Raw genomic sequence first — 18,829 nt, 5'->3', positions numbered from 1 at the left:
AAAGCGTTAAGTGAGTGTGATTAATTTTATATTTATTTTCATTTGCTTAGTTGTTTTGAAATTCAGCGGGGTGTACGAGATGCATATAAACTCACTACGAATAATCCCACTGCGCTATAACCCATGAGTTGTACAAAAAGTGCAAAAAACTCTCTGCTATTTTGAAAGTTCAGCGCTGAAAGCATGAAGATAAAAAATACAATCAAGATGAAAGGACTAAAAGCATAATATGCTTTCAGCTGATGCTTTAGACGCTTAGATTGGATCAAAACATGATGAATAATGTGTAGACTTAAGCCTAAACATAAGCTCATTAGTGTCGATAGAAAATCAAGTTTTTTAATTTCAGCTGTCAACAGAATCACTACACACGTTGATATACAAATGATCAATTTAATCGTGCGTGTGCATCGTTCCGAATACCAGAAATTTAACATAATGACGTTTTAATGCTGATGTTGATGAAGTAGTGACAGTGGAGAAAATAAGCAAATAGATAAAGCCATAAATCCTAATCCTTGAGCACCAGGTAAAAGAATTTCTCCATCCTTTGCATGTATGAAAATTAAGGCAAGTAGCAGAGCGATAGGAATCCAAGTAAATAATCGGTACATCAACCCTGTTGGATGGTGTGAAGCGAAATGAATTTTACAGTAACGGCAAATAAGAAAAACGATACCTGTGCCCACAAACATTAGGATCGCATCGAAGTTAAGCGGTTGCATCCAATATAACGTAGCGGTAGCACTCGTAATCAAAATAAAAAATAAAGCTTTGTGTTGTATTGAAACTTTAGGATCAAACCAAAACTCGAGCATAGTAATCTGAATCAAAGTAAATAAGTCAAAACTCTAGCACAAAAAAAGGTGAACAAGATGTTCACCTTTGAGGGCATGATTTACTTATTTGCCATTATTTTGTAGAGGACCCCAGTCATATACTTTCTTTTGGTAGGCATACCAAAGCATCCATAGCCCGATGAGAATCATTGGAACTGTAAGGAATTGTCCTTTGCTCATCCATCCGATAAATAATTGTCCATTATCTGGCTCACGGAAGAATTCAACTGTGAAGCGAGCGATGCCATATCCAATTAAGAAGAGGGCAGAAACAGCCATGCGTGGACGAGGTTTAGAACTAAACCACCACAGAACAATAAAAAGAATCAAACCCTCACAGAGTGCTTGGTAAAGTTGGGATGGATGTCGTACGAGTTGTAAAGGATCTGTAGGGAAAATCATACCCAATGCGAAATTTGGATCTGTGACTTGTCGGCCATAAAGTTCGCCGCCAATAAAGTTGCCAATACGACCAAACATCAGACCTGTTGGAACACATGGGGCAATAAAATCCAGTGTTTGGAACCAAGTCATTTTGTATTTTTTACACCACAATAACATGGCCAACATGACACCTAAGAAGCCGCCATGGAAGCTCATGCCACCTGTCCAAACTTGGAATAACCATATCGGATTTGCAAGGAATTGATCAAAACCATAAAAGAACACATAGCCTACTCGACCACCAATCACGACACCTAATGCACCGTAAAAGATGAGATCAGAGACCATGTCTGGTGTCCATCCTCGTTGCTTAGCACGGAATGTTGCCAAGCCCCAAGCAAATAAAAATGCGAGTAGATACATGAGTCCATACCAGTGAACTTGTAATGGACCCACAGATATTGCCACTGGGTCAATAGAAGGATAGGTCAGCATTGCTTTTCCTTTATATTATGTTTTGTGTCGATTCTAACGGAAAGACTGAAAAAATGTTGTACATTCAATGTGTAAAGTTCTAAGGATGCAACGATGTGTATTGTAGCAATCGCATGGCAAGTGTTGGATGAAACACCATTATGCTTAATTTCAAATCGGGATGAGTTTTATCACCGACCTGCTTCACAAATTCATAAGTGGGAAAATAGCCCAATTATTGCAGGTCAAGATTTACAATCTGGTGGGACATGGATGGGGATTACTGCTGCAGGGCGTTGGGCACTTGTGACAAATTACCGTGATGCAAATGATAAGAAGGAATATCCAACTTCAAGAGGACATATCATTCAGCAATATCTGGAATCCGATTTAGCACCGATCCGATTCGCCCAAGAATTAGAAAAAAAGCAATGTGATTACGCTGGATTTAACCTTTTTATCGGAACCTCTGATCAAGCGGTTTATATGAGTAATCGTGGTGAATCTCCACAAGTGCTTGCCAAAGGTGTATATGTGGTTTCCAATGGTGTATTAAGTGATCCATGGGAAAAAACCAAACATTTGCGTAAACGCTTCACACAAGAGTTCTTACCATTATTGCAATTAAATCCCAATGCTCAAAAAGCGTATGATTTAGAGTACGCCGTTTGGGATATCTTACAAGATGAAAGAAAAATTGATTTAGACTTATTACCTCAAACGGGCATATCAGTGGAAATGGAGCAGCTGTTATCTTCTACTTTTATACAAAGCCCGATATATGGAACACGATGCTCAAACTACCTGTTGTTGAAAAGAAACCAATGGACTTGGCTTGAAAAAACGCAGCAAGGTGAACATCAGAATCACATAGTCAAAATTGATCTGAATCTCTCAAAAAAAATGCCGACATCGTAGTCGGCATTTTCTATTTCAATGTTTGAATTAAGCAGCAGGAGTGTTTTCTTTCTTTTCTAGACTTTCACCAACAATCTCGCCACCATCTTTACGTGTAATCACGACCGTCGCAGAGCGAGGACGTGTACCTTTACCACCGCTGATAGTGTTGCTGTGATTTGCAGGCCAAGTGCCACCTGGATGCTGAACATTCACAAAAATAGCTTTATAGTCTGGTGTCATCGTTACACCTGTAATTTCACAGCCTGAAGGGCCTGTTAAAAAACGACGTAACTTTGAATCATCAAGCTGTGCGCCAGCAGGAGTAAGTTGAGTGGCATTATTTGAACCAGCATTTGCAGAAGTCACTTTACCATCACTTACTTGACCTGGAAGTGCAGCGAGCATCATGCAATTCGTTTCATCTGTATAAGCGCCATCATCAGTCTGTACCCACAAGACACCACGTGGATCAAACCATAGGCCATCTGGACTTGAGAAATCATTTGCTGATGTGAGTCCAGATAGGTTTACACCCGGAAGTGAATCTTCTTCTGCGCCAAATAAGAAGATATCCCATACAAATGTTTTTGCTGTAACAGTATCACCAGTTTCACGGAAACGAATAATATGTCCGTTGATATTCCCGCGAGGACTACCACCTTTATCATTATCAGCATAATTACGAGGGTTGGCAGCATCAATCGTATGCTCACTTCCACGTAATGAGTTATTTGTTAAGGTGACATAAACCTCACCATTCTCTGGGTTTACGGCAACCCATTCTGGACGATCCATTTTGGTTGCACCAACTGCATCACCTGCTAAACGGGCATTTACCAATACATCAGCTTGATCTGTAAATTTGTATTTTGAATAACTAGCAATTAATGGATTGGAGATATTGAGTTCAATCCACTCACCAGACGTCTTTTGAGTTGCTTCATTAAAGTTAAATTTAGCAACATAGAATTTACCGTTATTCATATATTTATCGCCAGCAGCATAACCACCGTTGATATCTTTAGGGTCCCAAACCGCATCTGAAACAAATTTATAGATATATTCGCCTTGAGAGTCATCCCCCATATAGAAGGCTAGTGGTTGCCCAGGAATGGCACGACTGACACGACAATCTTCATGTGCAAAACGTCCAAGAGCTGTACGTTTTACTGGGCGTTGACGACCATCAAACGGGTCAATTTCAACAATCCAACCAAATGTATTTGGTGAGTTTCTAAAATCTTGAGTTGCAGAAGATGCAGAGACTTTAGTTAACCAGCGCTCATAAACATCTTGAGGGAACAGTTGTGCTTGAACTGTGTGCCACTTATAAGAACTATTTGAAGCAATTTTATAGCGTTTTAACGACTCCAAATCCTTTTCAGAACGATCTTTATCATCGCGAGTAAAGTATTGGTTAAAGTTTTCTTCAGTGGTTAAGTATGTGCCCCAAGGCGTATAACCGTTACCACAGTTATTGATCGTACCTAATGTAAATGTGCCTTCTGGACTGATCTTGGTTTGTACCAATTCATGCCCTTTTACAGGACCAGCGAAATCGATCGGTGTTGCAGCTGTAATTCGACGGTTGAATACAGAGCGTTTGTTTAGAGTGACTTGTTGAGTTGTAGGATTTTTTTGTACTTCAATCACTGAAACGCCGTGACAGTTGATTTCACGTAATGCTTCATCTTCAGAACGAATATCCGCTGAAATGGTATTATTCGCTGGATGCAAAATCGCTTTGTTATCTACATATTCGTGGTTGAGTACCAGTAAACCTACATTTGACTCATTTTGATCATAACGACTATTTTTCATGCCGAAATATGTCATACCGTCATGACATTCGCCTGAGCGCATGGTAAATGAAGCACCACTCGGAATATTATCTGCATCCCATTCAGGCATACCTTCAAAAAGCGGGTCTCCTAGTGCATAAATAACACGTGCTTCATATCCTTCAGGCACTGTGAATTCATTTTTAATATTTTTATCAACCGCTTTAAATGTTAGTTCAGTTGGCGTTTTTGATTTGTCGAATTCAGGTAGAGAAGGATTTGAGTTGTTATTGTCATTGTCGTCACTGTTACAGCCTGCTACTGAAGCCGCTACTGTCAATGCTACTGCACCACCAGCAGTCTTCTTAATGAGATCTCTACGCGTAATTTGCTTTTCAAGTAAATGGTGAAATTCTGGATTCCCCGAATCATTGCTATCGTAATCATCGTTAAAAGGTGTTAAATCAGTCATGTTCGTTCCTAGCATCTTGCTTGGTAGTTTTTAGCGTCACAAACAACTTAATGCGGAATCATGACAATCAAGTGATAGATTTATGTCAGTTGAATTAAGCTTTTATTTAAAGAGTATGAAAAAGGCGAGTCTTCAGACTCGCCTATGTGTAAAAGGGTCAAGATATCAAAGTACTGACTTTGCTCTTCTGTTTTCGAGTAATTTTCCAAACAAAAGTCCCAATTCAAATAACATCCACATTGGTATCGCTAACATAATCATCGAGAGTGCATCAGGTGGCGTCACAAACATAGAAACGAAGAAACAACCTACAATAATAAAACGTCTTTTTTCAACCAATTGTTCTGTGGTAACGACCCCAATCATAATGAGTAATAAAGTCACAATTGGAATTTCAAAAGTTAAACCAAAAACCAAGAATAATTTTAAACAGAAACTCAGATAGCTATTAATGTCAGTCATGGGTGCAACCGTTTCAGGTGCAACGCTAATGAAAAAATGTAAAATCGAAGGGAGGGCTATAAAGTAAGCAAAAGCAACACCTGCATAAAATAATGTAATACTTCCGATGAGTAATGGTAGAGCTAAAGCTTTCTCATTTTTATAAAGCGCCGGTCTGACAAAAGCCCATATTTGATAAATGATAAATGGCATGGCGATCATTAGAGCAACGAAGAAGTTTAACTTAAATGGTGCCATAAATGTCGCGGTGACATCAGTTGCAATCATTGATGAATTTATTGGGAGTTGAGCTCTAAGAGGCTCAGACATCATTTGATAGCTTTGATTTGCAAATGGTAATAAACAAAAGAATAAAACGAGAATGACCCCAACTATTCTAAATAAATATTTTCTTAAAATAATAAGATGCTTGGTTATTGGCATTTCTTCAAGCTGAGGATTTTCCTCATTTGAAGAGATGATATTTGGGAGAGTATTGTGACTCATACTGCCTCCGCTAAGACTACATACGGTTTATTGTGTTGCGCCGAATTTTGAATATGAATAAAACTTTGCTTAGGTGTAGCGTGTCCTCTAAAAGGAACTGCTGTACTTTGCTGAACGTTTAAATACACATAAACAGGGCTTGTTTCAGAGCGAACCTGTTGATGGATAGGTGGATTTAAATATTCATCGCTTAATACTGTGTGTTTTTCAATTTCCTGCATTTGCGCTTTCATTTTTTCTTCTAATTCTTGAATGCGCTTCATTTCAGTCTGCATTTGTTCTTTAAGTTCAGACATTCTTAGTTCACGATCAATATCATTTTGTACATTGCTGACCATACGTTTAATTTTGCCATACCATTTACCAGCAAATCGCGCACCCTCAGGAAGCTTTTCAGGTCCAAGAACAAGCAATGCAATGATGCCAAACATTAATAGTTCAGCCATACCAATATTCAGCATTACTGTTACCTACCTTTAATGTTTCGCTGTTGAATTCAAATCATGAGATGTTTGATGTTCAATCGTGCGTGGTTCTTTTAATTGAGCAGATGTGCTCTGGTCTTCGTCATCCTTAATTGATTTTTTAAAATCTTTAACCGCACCACCAACATCTTTACCCAAATTTTTTAGCTTAGACGTACCGAACAAAAGTAAAACGACAATTGCGAAAATAAGTACGTGCCAAATTGATAATCCAGCCATGATATATTCCTTATTGAAAATGATCTTGAATGATTTCAACAGTTCTTTATGACAGCAAGTTGACGGAATTATTTCAGTTTGAAGTCATGGCTTTCTTATGTGTGCAAGAGACTTATCCTGAAGTGAAATAGATGTTGTGCTAAGATGAGAAAAAATCTATTTCATATTTAATATGGTTCTTCTACTCCCACTAGTCTCCTTTCTTATCGGCTATTTTGGCGTAGAATATTTAAAAAAAATTCGTCCCTTTATGGCGATGTTGTTGGCGAAAGTGCTGATTCCTCTCATCATTATTTACAATATGGTGTTTTATCAAGAGGGTAGTATATGGTTGATGTTATTTAGTTTTATCGCTTCATTTTTGCTGTATTTATTTGTTTATTACCGTACAAAAGACAAATTAGTCTCCTTATGTTCCAGTTACCTCAATATGGCTTGGCTGGGCTTTCCATTTGCATTCGCTATTTTTGGTGCGCAAGCATCTAGTCCTATGGTTGCACTTTATGTCGGAGGCTCTATTTTTGGTAATATTTGTGCAGTGACCGTATTAAGTGCTGAAAAGCAGTCTGCGATGGAGATTTTGAGAAAATTGACTTTCTCTCCACCGATTTTAGCTTTATTAGTTGCTGGTTTTCTTTCGTTATGGAATGTTAGTCATTTTCAGCAGAATGCAATGATTCAATCATTGTATATATTGGATAAGTGGTTAATGACCTTTACAGGGATGTGTATCCTTGGGATGTGGTTATCTCAAGTAAAAATTCACTTGTCCGACTTAATTGAAAGTTTAAAACTTGCTTTGATTAAATTTTTATTTGGTTTAGTGTGCTGTGCGGTAGCCTATTTGCTTCTACCGATTCCTCACGAACTGGTTATTATTGCGCTGATGTCTATGTTTTTTTTATTGCCACCCGCAGCGAATATTGTTGCTTTAGAAACACATTATTCAGGAACAGGCGTTTCAGCCCAATATATCGCAGCGGGTACCATCGTAAGTTGCATGACAATTGGTTTATTTGCCATGGTTTATCATGGACTGATCGTTTAGTTCGTTTCGAGGCTTGCTTTGAATAACTGCATGGCTTGACCACGATGACTGATCTTATTTTTTTCTTCTTTGGTCATTTCAGCGCTACTAATATTGAGTTCAGGTAGCCAAAACAGTGGGTCGTAGCCAAAACCATTTTTGCCACGTGCTACTTCCAAAATTTCACCTTTCCAGATTCCTTGGAAAATCTGAGGTAAAGGATCTTCAGCGTGTTGAACTAAGGCGAGTACACACACAAACATCCCTTCAATCACGTCACCATTGTTACGTAATGGTGCTAAATCCGCCAGTAATTTAGCATTATTGGCAGCATCATCGCCATGCTCACCAGCATAACGTGCAGAGTAAATACCAGGAGCACCACCAAGTGCAGGGACGCAAATACCTGAGTCATCTGCTATAGCTGGTTTACCCGAAATCTTAGAGGCATGTCGTGCTTTGATAATGGCATTTTCTACAAAACTTAACCCATCTTCCACCGCATCCTCAATGTTCAGTTGTCCTTGAGGCACAACGTTAACAGGGAGTTTTAATTCTTCAAATAACTTTTCGAATTCAGCTATTTTCCCTTTATTGTTGCTCGCTAAAACCAAAGTACCTTGATCTAACCAATCTTTAGACGCCATGTTGAATCACTTTCTGTTTCAAATTTGAAGCTATTCTAACGGATATTTGCGATGATACAGATGAACTCATCTTTAAAATAACCAATCATTAAACATGACAAATTTAAATAGCATTCATATTCGTCAAGCCGAGATCGCTGATGCTGAAAATATTGCATCCTGTATTGCTTTAGCTTTGAATTACTTTGATGAAATGCCAAAAAGTAAGTCCCTATTTTCAAAAGAAGCTCTTGTATCGCACATCAATCATCAAGAGATAAAATACTTTGTTGCAGAATTAAAGCAGTCGCTTGTGGGGGTGATTGCTTACAAACAACCCGCCCATATTTTTCATTTTTTTGTTCATCCAAATCTACAATTTCAAGGCGTTGGAACTCATTTATTTAATTATGTGTTAGATCAATTAACTCAAACGGATATCCAACAGATAACAGTCAATGCGCATATAGGGGCTGTTCATTTTTATAAAAAATTAGGTTTTACTTCACAGAGTGAAGTGGAAATATTCGAAGATATGAAATTCATAAGAATGAAGAAGATGATCGAATAAAAAAAGCACCGATAGGTGCTTTCTTCAAACTTATAAGCGTAATTAACGGCTTTGAATCCATTGATCAGCACGGTCACGTGCAGTACGAATTTGTTCTGGTGTCAGGTTGGCAGCCAAAGCCGTCTTTTTCGTCTCAGACATATTGATCACTTTATTATCTAACATGCCATCACGTGTAGAAAGCTCATACCATTGGTAAGCACCCATATAGTTTTTCTTTTGCTCTTCCATAACGGCTAAATTGAAGCTTGCACGATTGTCACCATGACTTGCTGCTTTTTCGAAGTATTGGCGAGCTAAGGTTTCATTTTTAGCAACACCAATACCGTCAGCATACATACGACCCACATTCAGCTGAGCAGATGAAATACCTTGATCGGCTGCTGCCTTATACCAAACGAAAGCTTGCTTTAGGTCTTTAGCAACATCTTTACCATGTTGATAATGTGTTGCCAGATAAAACTGGGCAGCCGGTTGACCTGCTCGAGCAGCTTTTTGGAGCTCAGATACAGGCATACGTGAATACTGTGCAGCTAGTGCAGAAGTTGATGGTTGTTGAGGTACATAATCTGCATGAACTTGGAAACTCAACAAGCCTAGAAATAATGAAGTACCTAAGAATAACTTTTTCATAGAGCGCTCACTCGATAAATCGCGACCTCGCCAAACAAGTTCGGGATATGCTTGCTGAGCAAACTCCCTTGTTGATTCCCATTCACGGCTAAACGGTCAATAATTTTAATTTGATTCTCAGCACAAAGTGCTTCGAAATCCTTAAACGTGCACAGATGGATATTTGGAGTGTTATACCACATATAGGGTAAGGCATCCGAAACAGGCATTTTCCCTTTTAAAGCAAGGAAAGAGCGTGTTTTCCAGTGTGCAAAGTTAGGAAAAGTAATAATTGCTTGTTTCCCAACACGCACCATATCGCGCAAAAGCACATCAGGTGCATCTACAGCTTGCAAAGCTTGTGCCATGACAACATAGTCAAATGACTGGTCTGCAAAGCGTCCCAAACCGAGGTTCAAGTCTTGTTGGATGATATTTAACCCTCGACTGACTGCAATTGCAATCTTTTCTTGATCGATTTCTAATCCGTATGCACGAATGTTGTGCTTTTTGCTCATATGAGCCAGTAACTCACCATCGCCACAACCAAGATCTAAAATGCTTGAATCAGGTTTAATCCATTTTTCTGCAAGCTTCTGATCAATACGCATTACACGGTCTCCTTAGGGGTTGAAGCAAGATGGTCTACACCACCTAAGAAAGCCCTTAAAGTTTTGACATATAAAGGGATAGGAAACAAGAACGAGTCATGACCTTGTTCTGCATCAATATCAACATAGCTCACAGGCTTATGATTGGTAATCAATGCATCCACAATCTCAACAGATCGGGAAGGAGAGAATCTCCAATCCGTAGTAAATGAAATCACAAGGAATTTACATTTTGTATTCGACATTGCTTTAACTAAAGATTGTTCATACTCACGAGAAGGATCGAAGTAATCCAAAGCTTTAGTCATGATCAAGTAGGTGTTCGCATCAAAGTTACGACTAAATTGTTCACCTTGATAGCGAAGATAACTTTCAACTTGGAATTCAACATCGAAACCATACATGAATTTGCCAGATTTTAAATCACGACCAAATTTTTGTTTCATGGCTTCTTCAGAAAGGTAGGTAATGTGACCTACCATCCGCGCTAGAATAAGACCACGTTTAGGATAGCTGTCTTTTTCTAAATAGCGACCATGATGAAAATCAGGATCAGACAAAATGGATTGGCGCGCGACCTCATTAAACGCGATATTTTGCGCTGAAAGTTTAGGTGCACTGGCAATAATGACACAATTATTTAATCGGTCAGGATAATCTACAGACCACTGAAGTGCCTGCATGCCTCCCAAAGAGCCACCAATAATAGAGTGCCAAACAGTGATACCGAGACGATCAGACAGCATTGCTTGAGTTTTAACCCAATCGCGCACGGTCACTAATGGAAAGTCTGGACCATAAGGACGATTTTCATTTTCAGGATTTGGGGAGGTTGGTCCTGTTGATCCGTTACAACCACCAATATTGTTTAATGCCACCACAAAAAATGTATTGGTATCAATTGCTTTGCCTGGCCCAATACAAGCATCCCACCAACCTGCTTTTTTATCATCTTCATGGTGATAACCAGCAGCATGATGATGACCAGAAAGCGCATGGCAGATCAAAATTGCATTAGATTTATCTGCATTGAGTGTGCCATAAGTTTCGACCATCAATTCGAAACGTGGTAAAACGCGGCCACATTCTAATGCGAGTGGTTCTTCAAATTGGAACTTTTGTGGAACAACAATGCCCACTGAGTCAGCTGGAAAAGACACAGGATAAATTCGCCTAAAATCTTAAGTATGAATAAATAAAAGGATACCACTTGAGGGTATCCTTCTAAAGTCATTTTCGTGCTAAATATTATTGCTAATATTTATACTGCCGCAGCGATCACTTGATCTGTGCTCAAAACACCTTGATCAATTAAACGATTTGTACATGCAATAATTCCTTCAATAGATGAAGTCACGATGTTGTCATGTACACCAGCACCGAATGCTGATTTACCTGTACCTTTGACTTGAAGTTCAATTAGTGCCAACGCTTTAGCATTTGCACCAGAACCAATGCTACGTTCTTCATAGTTCACAACATCGATTGGCAACTGTAAAGCATCTAAAATTGCAGAGATTGGTCCGTTGCCTTCACCACGTAGATGTTGAACTTGACCACCGACTTCAATATCTAATTCAATGACTTGATTGCCATTTTCATCAGATAATCGATAGTTTTTCGCGACATAATGTTTATCTTTCTGATTTACATATGTACTTTGGAATAAACTCCAAATTTGCTCAGCAGAAACTTCTACGCCTTCTTCGTCAGCTACCTGTTGCACGACTTGCGAGAACTCAATTTGTAAGCGACGTGGTAATACGACGTTGTAGTTCGACTCTAACAAGTATGCGATACCACCTTTACCTGATTGTGAATTGACACGAATGACTGCGTCATAATCACGTCCCAAATCTTTAGGATCAATTGGTAAGTAAGGCATGTCCCAAATTTCTTCGTTTTTCTGGAACTCAAAGCCTTTTTTAATCGCATCTTGGTGTGAGCCAGAAAATGCAGTAAATACTAAATCACCCGCATATGGATGACGTGGATGAACGGGTATACCTGTACATTCTTCAATAGTAGAAATGATTTCATTAATATTTGAAAAATCTAGATTTGGAGCGACACCTTGGGTATACATATTTAATGCAATCGCTGCAACGTCAACGTTACCTGTACGTTCACCATTACCAAATACACAACCTTCCACACGATCAGCACCAGCCATGATCGCTAACTCGGATGCTGCAATACCGCATCCACGGTCATTGTGACAGTGTACAGAAATAATGACACCATCGCGGCGTTGTAAGTTGCGATGCATCCATTCAACTTGGTCAGCGTAAACATGAGGCCCAGAAACTTCAACAGTCGCGGGTAGATTCAAGATAACTTTATTATCTGGGCGAGCATCCCAAATTTCAGTGACTGCATCACAGACATCTTTTGCAACTTCTAATTCAGTTGCGGTAAAGCATTCAGGAGAGTATTGGAACACCCATTCAGTTTCAGGATATTGTGCTGCATATTCTTTCACTTTTTGAGCCGCATTCACCGCTAAGGCTTTCGCACCCGCTACATCAACATTCAATACTTTTTGACGGAATGTTGGTGAGTTTGAATTATAGATATGCACAATTGCACGTTTGGCACCTTGTAATGATTCAAATGTACGTTGAATCAAGTGATCACGAGCTTGAACTAATACTTCGATATAGACATCATCTGGAATATGATTTTCTTCGATTAATTTACGGGTAAAGTCAAAATCAATCTGTGAGGCAGATGGAAAGCCAATTTCAATATGTTTGAAACCAATTTTCACCAACATTTGGAACATCTTGAACTTTTGTTCAATGTTCATTGGTTCGAAAATAGCTTGGTTACCGTCACGGAGGTCGGTGCTCATCCAGATAGGCGCTTTATTAATTTCGTTATTTGGCCATTGACGGTCAGGTAAGTCTACACGTTGGTACATGCGACGGTATTTTTTGCTTGGATCAGCCAACATCATGAGATAACTCCTTTCATAGCACAACATGCTTGGGTCTTGTGTAAAGGCACTGCGCTATTTATATCGATTGTGTCTATTCTATCAATTTACAAGTGGCTTACTGCATCATTTTGCTGAATTCCCTAAAAATCTTTTGAATATATAGAGCTTAGCTATACCGTCACAGTGCTTGTAAATTCTTTCTTTTAGTATAGTGCGATCTTCAAGAGAATTATTCCCTGATTTAGATCAAAGTATGATGAATGTGAAATTTTTTTTCACAATATATTTTTTTTTAATAATATTTTTCATTATAAAAATTAACTGTGAAAAATAAATTATAGTTCTGCCCATTTTCGAATTAAATTGTGATAGAGGCTCGTGAGTTTGATGACTTGCTCATGTTGATCCCCTAATTCCATACGAAGTTGCTGAATAGATTGATCTAAAGTAAATAACATATGTCGATTTGAATCATCTCGAATCATACTTTGTACCCAAAAAAATGATGCCAAGCGACAACCCGATTGGATAGAAGTGACCTCATGTAAGCTAGTAGATGGATAAAGTATCAAATCTCCTGCAGGGAGTTTGACTTCGTGATATCCATAAGTATCTTCAATGACTAATTCACCGCCGTCATATTCGTGCGGATCACTCAAGAATAAAGTACAAGATAAATCTGTTCTCAAGCGTTCTTGTGAGCCTTGAACTCTGCGAATCGAATTGTCGACATGAAAACCGAATGATTGATGCTTTTCATAGCGATTAAACAGAGGAGGGATGATATCTAGTGGAATTGCTGCTGATAAGAATAAAGGATGTTGACCTAGGGATTCTAAAATAATATCACCTAGATGTTTGGTCAGGGGATGATCATTGGAAAGTTGCTGATTATGTTTCACTGTTGCAGAGAGTGTTCCAGCTGTTACCTTTCCATTGACCCAATCTACTTTAGACATTTCTTCACGAAAATATCGAACTTGTTCAGGGCTTAGAATATTTGGAATATGATGAATCACTACGATCACTCACTGCTTTAGGTGATGAAAAGCATAGCTTGTATAGAGCTATGCTGAAATGAAATTAAAACTTGAAATTTAAAGACAATACAGCATTTCGACCTTCAGCTTCAGTTGCATAATGCGAAGCATAAGCTTTCGTGAAATAACGTGTATCTGAGAGATTATTGACGTTCAATTGAAGATCAATATCTGAATTTACTTGATAGCGAGCCATGGCGTCATAACGAACATAGCCTGGTACAAATTTGGTATTTGCAGCATCTCCATACACTCGATCCATAGCTAAAACACCAGCACCTAATTGTAATTTAGGGAGAACTTGGTAAGTTGTCCACAAAGTGGCAGAGTGTTTTGCGACATTTTGGACTTGGTTACCATTAGTTGGGCTAGCCGAATAACTTCCATCGCTATTTTTTACATAACCTGCATCAACAATTTCACTATCTAAATATGTGTATCCTGCAGATAAAGCCCATTTATTTGTGATATTGCCGTTTAAGCCTAATTCAACGCCATCAACACGTGTCTCACCAATATTTCTTGTAAATCCATCACTATCTAAAGCGCGAGTATTTTCTTTTTCTGTACGGAAAATAGCAGCTGTGAGATTAATTCTGTTATTCAAAAGGTCCCATTTGGTTCCGATTTCATAGGTTTTGACTTCTTCAGGTTTGAGGTTGTTAATTGCTCTTGCTTGTGCATCAGTCGTATTTCGTCCTGGGACACTTAACCCTTCTGAACCATTACCAGCATCGATTCCAACGGGATTAGCTGAAGTCGCATAGCTTGCATAAATTGATCCATTTTCTCTTGGTTTAAAGGTTAATCCAGCTTGATAATTGAAGAAATCGTGTTTTGAATTATATTTTGTTCCTGCTTGAATTGCTGAAGTGCCTGAACCAGTATCTTGATTGTATTTCATTTCAGTTTCGAATTCATCCCAGCGAATACCAAGGTCAAGGAGCCACTGAGGATTAAGCTCAATATTATTTAGGGCATATACTGATTGTGTTTCAGATTTAATCTTCATGACATTTGGATTAGCTTGAACTTTACCTAGCCAAGCATCATTCGAATTGGGGTTATAAAGATCAGTACACCAACCATTTGAAATATTTAATGAGCATGCATTATTAGCACCACTACCGCCTATTAACGTGGTATTAGGGTCGGTTACAATGTTTGTGCCGCGTTCAGAATCTTGTTTACTGTATTCAGCACCCAAATTGAAATTATGTTTTATGATGCCTGTTTGGAGTTTACCTGTTAATGCGAGTTGATCTGTAAAACTGTCAGTGGTTGTTAGGTTGGTATTTAGACGACGCCAAACTTTTCCATTTGCGACGTTGCCCTGACTGTCATCTGGTTGAGTCCATAAGTAATTATTTTTTGATTTGCTATAGACAGCAGTATTCATCAAGCTTAGATTTTCGCTAAAATCGTGCTCTAGCTTAAGGGTCCCACTTTGATTTTCTTGCTTTTGAAAATCACGATTTAACCAACCGTAGTATGTACCCTGTTTAACATCAACGGGTGAGCCGACGGTCGCTTTTCTGTCAGTGTCGTATTTATATGGAATACCTGAATCTGGCTTATCAGCAGACTTTAGGTAGTAGTAGGCTAGTGTCGCTCGAGTGGGCGTGTCTAACCCAAAGCTAATACTTGGTGCAATACCAGCACGTTCATATTCAGCGCCATTATGTTGTCCCGCTTTTTCATTCTGGTGACCCATTGCCACGACACGAGTCGCAATACCATTCCCAAAATCTTTATTTGCATCTAATGTGATACGTGCATAAGCATCAGTACCGCCAGCAACAGAGCCTTGGAAAGCATCTCCAGATTTGGCTAATTTGGAAATTAGGTTAATACTACCACCCGTGGAACCTCCACCACCTAAAGTAGAGGCGGAGCCTTTGGTGACTTCAACCTGTTCAACGGCAAACATTTCTCGGTTTTGAGAAGTAGAGTTCCTCACACCGTCAACGTACATTGAACTTTCAGAGTTATAACCACGGATAAATGGACGGTCACCATTTGGGTTGCCACCTTCGCCCGCACCAAGTGTAATTCCTGGAACAGTTCTTAAAGCATCAGACAGCGTAGTCACTTGAGTATCTTGTATCTGTTTTTGAGAAATAACAGAGATTGATTTGGGAGTATCGAGTAGGGGAGCAACGTATTTAGCGTTTGAGGATTTGTCGACTTTAAATGACTGCTCTGATTGAGCCTCTGATTTAATTGTTTCTAAATGCGCTGTATCTTCTTGTGCGAAAGTTTGACCTGAAATAACAGCCAATGACGTTGCTATTGCAGATGAAACGATTTTTTTACGTGTCTTGATAAAGGCCATGTTCAACCTGATATGAATTTGTTTTCAGGTTGAGAATAATAATGATTCTTTTTTAGCTTTAACGGGTCTTAAAATTGATATTTGCGATTTAAGTTAAACTAAATAACGGAAGCTTAAATGTAATAATGTAATATTTTATGTATAAGTAAATGAATTTAAATAATATTGGAAAAATTAAAGTTTCTACATTTTTGTATGGCTATTTTTGATAGGGAATTAATTTTTAATAAAATAAAAAACCCTGCTAGCGCAGGGTTTTACTAGAGAGAATCTACCTAGAATTAGAAATCATATGAAATAGATAACCAGTAGTTACGACCAGCTAAGTATGTGCCTTCAGAGCTACGTCCAATTGAAAGATATTTATAAGCTTGTTGAAGATCGCCGTTAATATCTACATATTCCATATTTTGAGTAAAGTCTTTATCCAATAGATTGTTTACTGCAGCATTAATACGAATTTTATCGTTCAGTTGATAACTTGCACCAAGATTAAATAAATTATAACCAGAAAATTCGTTATTGGTTTGTTCCAAAATACTAATTGAGCCAGCGTCTGTAGGTTCACTAGTAAATCGAGGACGACCAGATTGATATTCATGTTGTAACCATAGGTCTAAAGAGTCATTAATGTGCCAAGTAGATGTTAGGCTAGCTAAATGTTTCGCAGTAGACTCTAAAGCATATCCTTTGTCTTGACCTTTAGTTATTTCTGAATCGGTATAGGTGTAAGCCGCTTTTAAGCTCCATTCTGGAATAATTTGATAATTTAGGGATGTCTCTAAACCATAAATTTCTGCTTCATCCGTGTTGAAACTCTTGCTATAAGAAGTTGCTTTATCACTAAGATTAGAGCAATCATTGGTGTTACAACTGAACGTTCTAGAAACGATCTTGTCTTCAACAACGTTGAAGAATGCAGTTGCTGTAAGGTTAAAATTATCAGAAGGTTGATAATTAAATCCAAGCTCATAGTTGATTGATGTTTCAGGATCTAAATCTGGATTTCCAAGACTCGGTGTAGCACCTTGACCACTATAACCATTGATTCCGTCGTAAAGATCCTTAGCGGATGGTGTTTTATAACCTGTACTTACGCCACCTTTGATCGTTAGTGCATCATTGGTGTTCCAAACTAAATAAGCCCGCGGACTAAATTGTCCACCAAATCCGCTATGATCTTCGAAGCGACCACCGAATGTGAAAAATAAGTTGTCTTTGAGTTGCCATTCATCTTCAGCGTAGAGAGACCAAGTATCCTGTGTAAATTCTTTTCCTATACCTGCAATATCATCTGCAATGGTTGTATCTTTGTATTCAGTACCAACTGTCAATTTATGACTTTTGATTGGTGCAATAATATGAGAGTCAATCACAAGATCTTTATTTTCGAGTTTTCGAGCTTGACCTGCTAACTCTGGGAATGCATCTGTTGGAATGGTGCGACCTTGGGTCTCTGTTGTGTTATGGCTTAGATAAGTTTTCCACAAACCAAAATCATAGTTACCATCATGACCAAGTGCAAATTGAGTTCGATTGAACTCAAGCTCATCGTTATAGCCTGCGATACCACCACGAGAAATAAAGTTTCCTAAACGTTGATCTGTGTTGTCATAGCGTTGGCTAGAATAAAAACCATCAATCCATAAAGCATTTTGTTCATCTAATTTAAAGTCTAATTTTGCACCATAATCATAATTATCTGCTTTACTTGGGCGTGGATCACGGCTAGTCGAACCCTCAACAATACGTTCAGAACGTTGACGATCCAAATAGCTACCTCTTAATTGTAAACCTAAGCGGTCATTAATAAGTGGACCATTAATCACAAAACTAGATTTCCAAGAGTCTGCTTCAGCATTACTTTCCATAATGTTGCCACTCGTTGTGACATTTGCTGACCACTGATCTGCAACTTTTTTAGTAATGATATTGATCACACCACCCATTGCTTCTGAACCATAGCGAGTAGCCATTGGTCCACGGATAACTTCAATTCGCTCAATAGCGGCTAGAGGCGGTAAAAAACTATTAGAGGTTTCACCAAAGCCATTAGGTGTTACATCTGATGAGGTTGTTTGACGGCGTCCATCAATAAGAACTAAGCTATAGTCATTACCAAGACCACGCATCTTAACGTTAAGGCCAGATGTTTTCCCAACTCCAGAACGAATATCAATACCAGGGACATCTGATAAAAGATCAGCGATGCTTGTCGCATTTTTCTTTTCAATATCTTCTTTAGTTACAACACTAATAGATGCAGGTGCATTTTTAATATCCTGCTCAAAACCCGCAGCAGAAACGACAATTGTCGAAAGTTGATGAGCACTACTTTCATTTGTGGTATTTGCAAATGTTACACCGCTAGACAAAGCGAATAATGCAACTGTAAGAGGTTGAAGCTTAAACTTACTCATATTATGTTCTTCCGCTGGTATGAGTGATGCTTGAGGGCATGATCAAATTTGATGCAAATATTAATGATAAACTTTATCATTTGCAATAAAAAACAAACAATAATTAAGAAAAATGAATTGAATATGGTCAAACCTTGTGAGCAA

General features: G+C 38.5%; 16 protein-coding genes and 1 pseudogene. 3 read left to right on the top strand and 14 right to left on the bottom strand.

All coding sequences use genetic code 11. The annotated features are described in order from the left end of the window. Positions 1-446: 446 nt before the first annotated feature. Complete coding sequence (locus AC1M9L_RS05605; protein WP_481591589.1) at positions 447-818, bottom strand: hypothetical protein; 372 nt, start codon at positions 816-818, stop codon at positions 447-449. Between the two features lie 84 nt (positions 819-902). Further along, positions 903-1,718 (bottom strand): prolipoprotein diacylglyceryl transferase, encoded by an 816-nt coding sequence (gene lgt, locus AC1M9L_RS05600; protein ID WP_035266733.1) that lies wholly within the window; start codon positions 1,716-1,718, stop codon positions 903-905. 93 nt (positions 1,719-1,811) lie between these two features. Between lgt and AC1M9L_RS05595 the strand changes: the two genes are divergently transcribed. Further along, positions 1,812-2,615, top strand: a complete 804-nt coding sequence (locus AC1M9L_RS05595; protein ID WP_481591566.1) for an NRDE family protein — start codon at positions 1,812-1,814, stop codon at positions 2,613-2,615. A gap of 27 nt (positions 2,616-2,642) precedes the next feature. On the opposite strand, the gene AC1M9L_RS05590 is transcribed toward AC1M9L_RS05595, so the two are convergent. The 4 genes and pseudogenes from AC1M9L_RS05590 to tatA form a co-directional block, all read right to left on the bottom strand. Further along, positions 2,643-4,850: a PhoX family protein gene (locus tag AC1M9L_RS05590; RefSeq protein ID WP_035266728.1), complete on the bottom strand. Its 2,208-nt coding sequence runs from the start codon at positions 4,848-4,850 to the stop codon at positions 2,643-2,645. 165 nt (positions 4,851-5,015) lie between these two features. After that, a complete protein-coding gene (gene tatC / locus AC1M9L_RS05585; protein WP_481591565.1) occupies positions 5,016-5,798 on the bottom strand; it encodes a twin-arginine translocase subunit TatC in 783 nt (260 codons plus the stop codon). A gap of 211 nt (positions 5,799-6,009) precedes the next feature. Continuing rightward, positions 6,010-6,259, bottom strand: a pseudogene (gene tatB / locus AC1M9L_RS05580) (Sec-independent protein translocase protein TatB); the annotation flags it as partial. Positions 6,260-6,274: 15 nt separating this feature from the next. Further along, positions 6,275-6,502: a Sec-independent protein translocase subunit TatA gene (tatA, locus tag AC1M9L_RS05575; RefSeq protein WP_035266725.1), complete on the bottom strand. Its 228-nt coding sequence runs from the start codon at positions 6,500-6,502 to the stop codon at positions 6,275-6,277. A gap of 172 nt (positions 6,503-6,674) precedes the next feature. On the opposite strand from tatA, the gene AC1M9L_RS05570 reads away from it, so the two are divergent. Further along, on the top strand, positions 6,675-7,550 hold the full coding sequence (locus AC1M9L_RS05570; RefSeq protein ID WP_481591564.1) for an AEC family transporter: 876 nt from the start codon (positions 6,675-6,677) through the stop codon (positions 7,548-7,550). Here the strand turns inward: AC1M9L_RS05570 and rdgB are convergent. After that, the gene (gene rdgB, locus AC1M9L_RS05565) at positions 7,547-8,176 is read right to left on the bottom strand and encodes an RdgB/HAM1 family non-canonical purine NTP pyrophosphatase (RefSeq protein WP_481587585.1); all 630 of its coding nucleotides are present in this window, start codon (positions 8,174-8,176) and stop codon (positions 7,547-7,549) included. The genes AC1M9L_RS05570 and rdgB overlap by 4 nt on opposite strands. Positions 8,177-8,270: 94 nt before the next feature. Between rdgB and AC1M9L_RS05560 the strand changes: the two genes are divergently transcribed. Next, the gene (locus AC1M9L_RS05560; protein WP_481591563.1) at positions 8,271-8,726 is read left to right on the top strand and encodes a GNAT family N-acetyltransferase; all 456 of its coding nucleotides are present in this window, start codon (positions 8,271-8,273) and stop codon (positions 8,724-8,726) included. A gap of 42 nt (positions 8,727-8,768) precedes the next feature. Here the strand turns inward: AC1M9L_RS05560 and AC1M9L_RS05555 are convergent, their stop codons facing one another. From AC1M9L_RS05555 to AC1M9L_RS05525, 7 genes are all read right to left on the bottom strand, one after another. Continuing rightward, positions 8,769-9,359: a tetratricopeptide repeat protein gene (locus AC1M9L_RS05555; RefSeq protein WP_092766758.1), complete on the bottom strand. Its 591-nt coding sequence runs from the start codon at positions 9,357-9,359 to the stop codon at positions 8,769-8,771. Next, complete coding sequence (metW, locus tag AC1M9L_RS05550) at positions 9,356-9,949, bottom strand: methionine biosynthesis protein MetW (RefSeq protein WP_092766759.1); 594 nt, start codon at positions 9,947-9,949, stop codon at positions 9,356-9,358. The genes AC1M9L_RS05555 and metW overlap by 4 nt, the downstream gene beginning before the upstream one ends. Further along, positions 9,949-11,109, bottom strand: coding sequence for a homoserine O-succinyltransferase MetX (gene metX, locus AC1M9L_RS05545; RefSeq protein WP_035265259.1), 1,161 nt, complete (start codon positions 11,107-11,109; stop codon positions 9,949-9,951). The genes metW and metX overlap by 1 nt, the downstream gene beginning before the upstream one ends. Positions 11,110-11,210: 101 nt before the next feature. Then, positions 11,211-12,908: a 2-isopropylmalate synthase gene (gene leuA, locus AC1M9L_RS05540; RefSeq protein ID WP_035265262.1), complete on the bottom strand. Its 1,698-nt coding sequence runs from the start codon at positions 12,906-12,908 to the stop codon at positions 11,211-11,213. A 317-nt stretch (positions 12,909-13,225) separates the two neighbouring features. After that, positions 13,226-13,909 carry a Fe2+-dependent dioxygenase gene (locus AC1M9L_RS05535; RefSeq protein ID WP_481591588.1) on the bottom strand — a complete coding sequence of 228 codons (684 nt, stop codon included), beginning with the start codon at positions 13,907-13,909 and terminating at the stop codon, positions 13,226-13,228. Positions 13,910-13,973: 64 nt separating this feature from the next. Further along, a complete protein-coding gene (locus tag AC1M9L_RS05530; protein ID WP_481587582.1) occupies positions 13,974-16,265 on the bottom strand; it encodes a TonB-dependent receptor in 2,292 nt (763 codons plus the stop codon). Positions 16,266-16,546: 281 nt separating this feature from the next. Beyond that, positions 16,547-18,685, bottom strand: a complete 2,139-nt coding sequence (locus AC1M9L_RS05525) for a TonB-dependent receptor domain-containing protein (RefSeq protein WP_481591562.1) — start codon at positions 18,683-18,685, stop codon at positions 16,547-16,549. Between the last annotated feature and the right edge of the window lie 144 nt (positions 18,686-18,829).

The organism is Acinetobacter sp. ANC_7511 (assembly GCF_056779975.1).
Note: the sequence above shows the minus strand (reverse complement) of the source record. Positions and strands in the feature narration are given on the sequence as shown.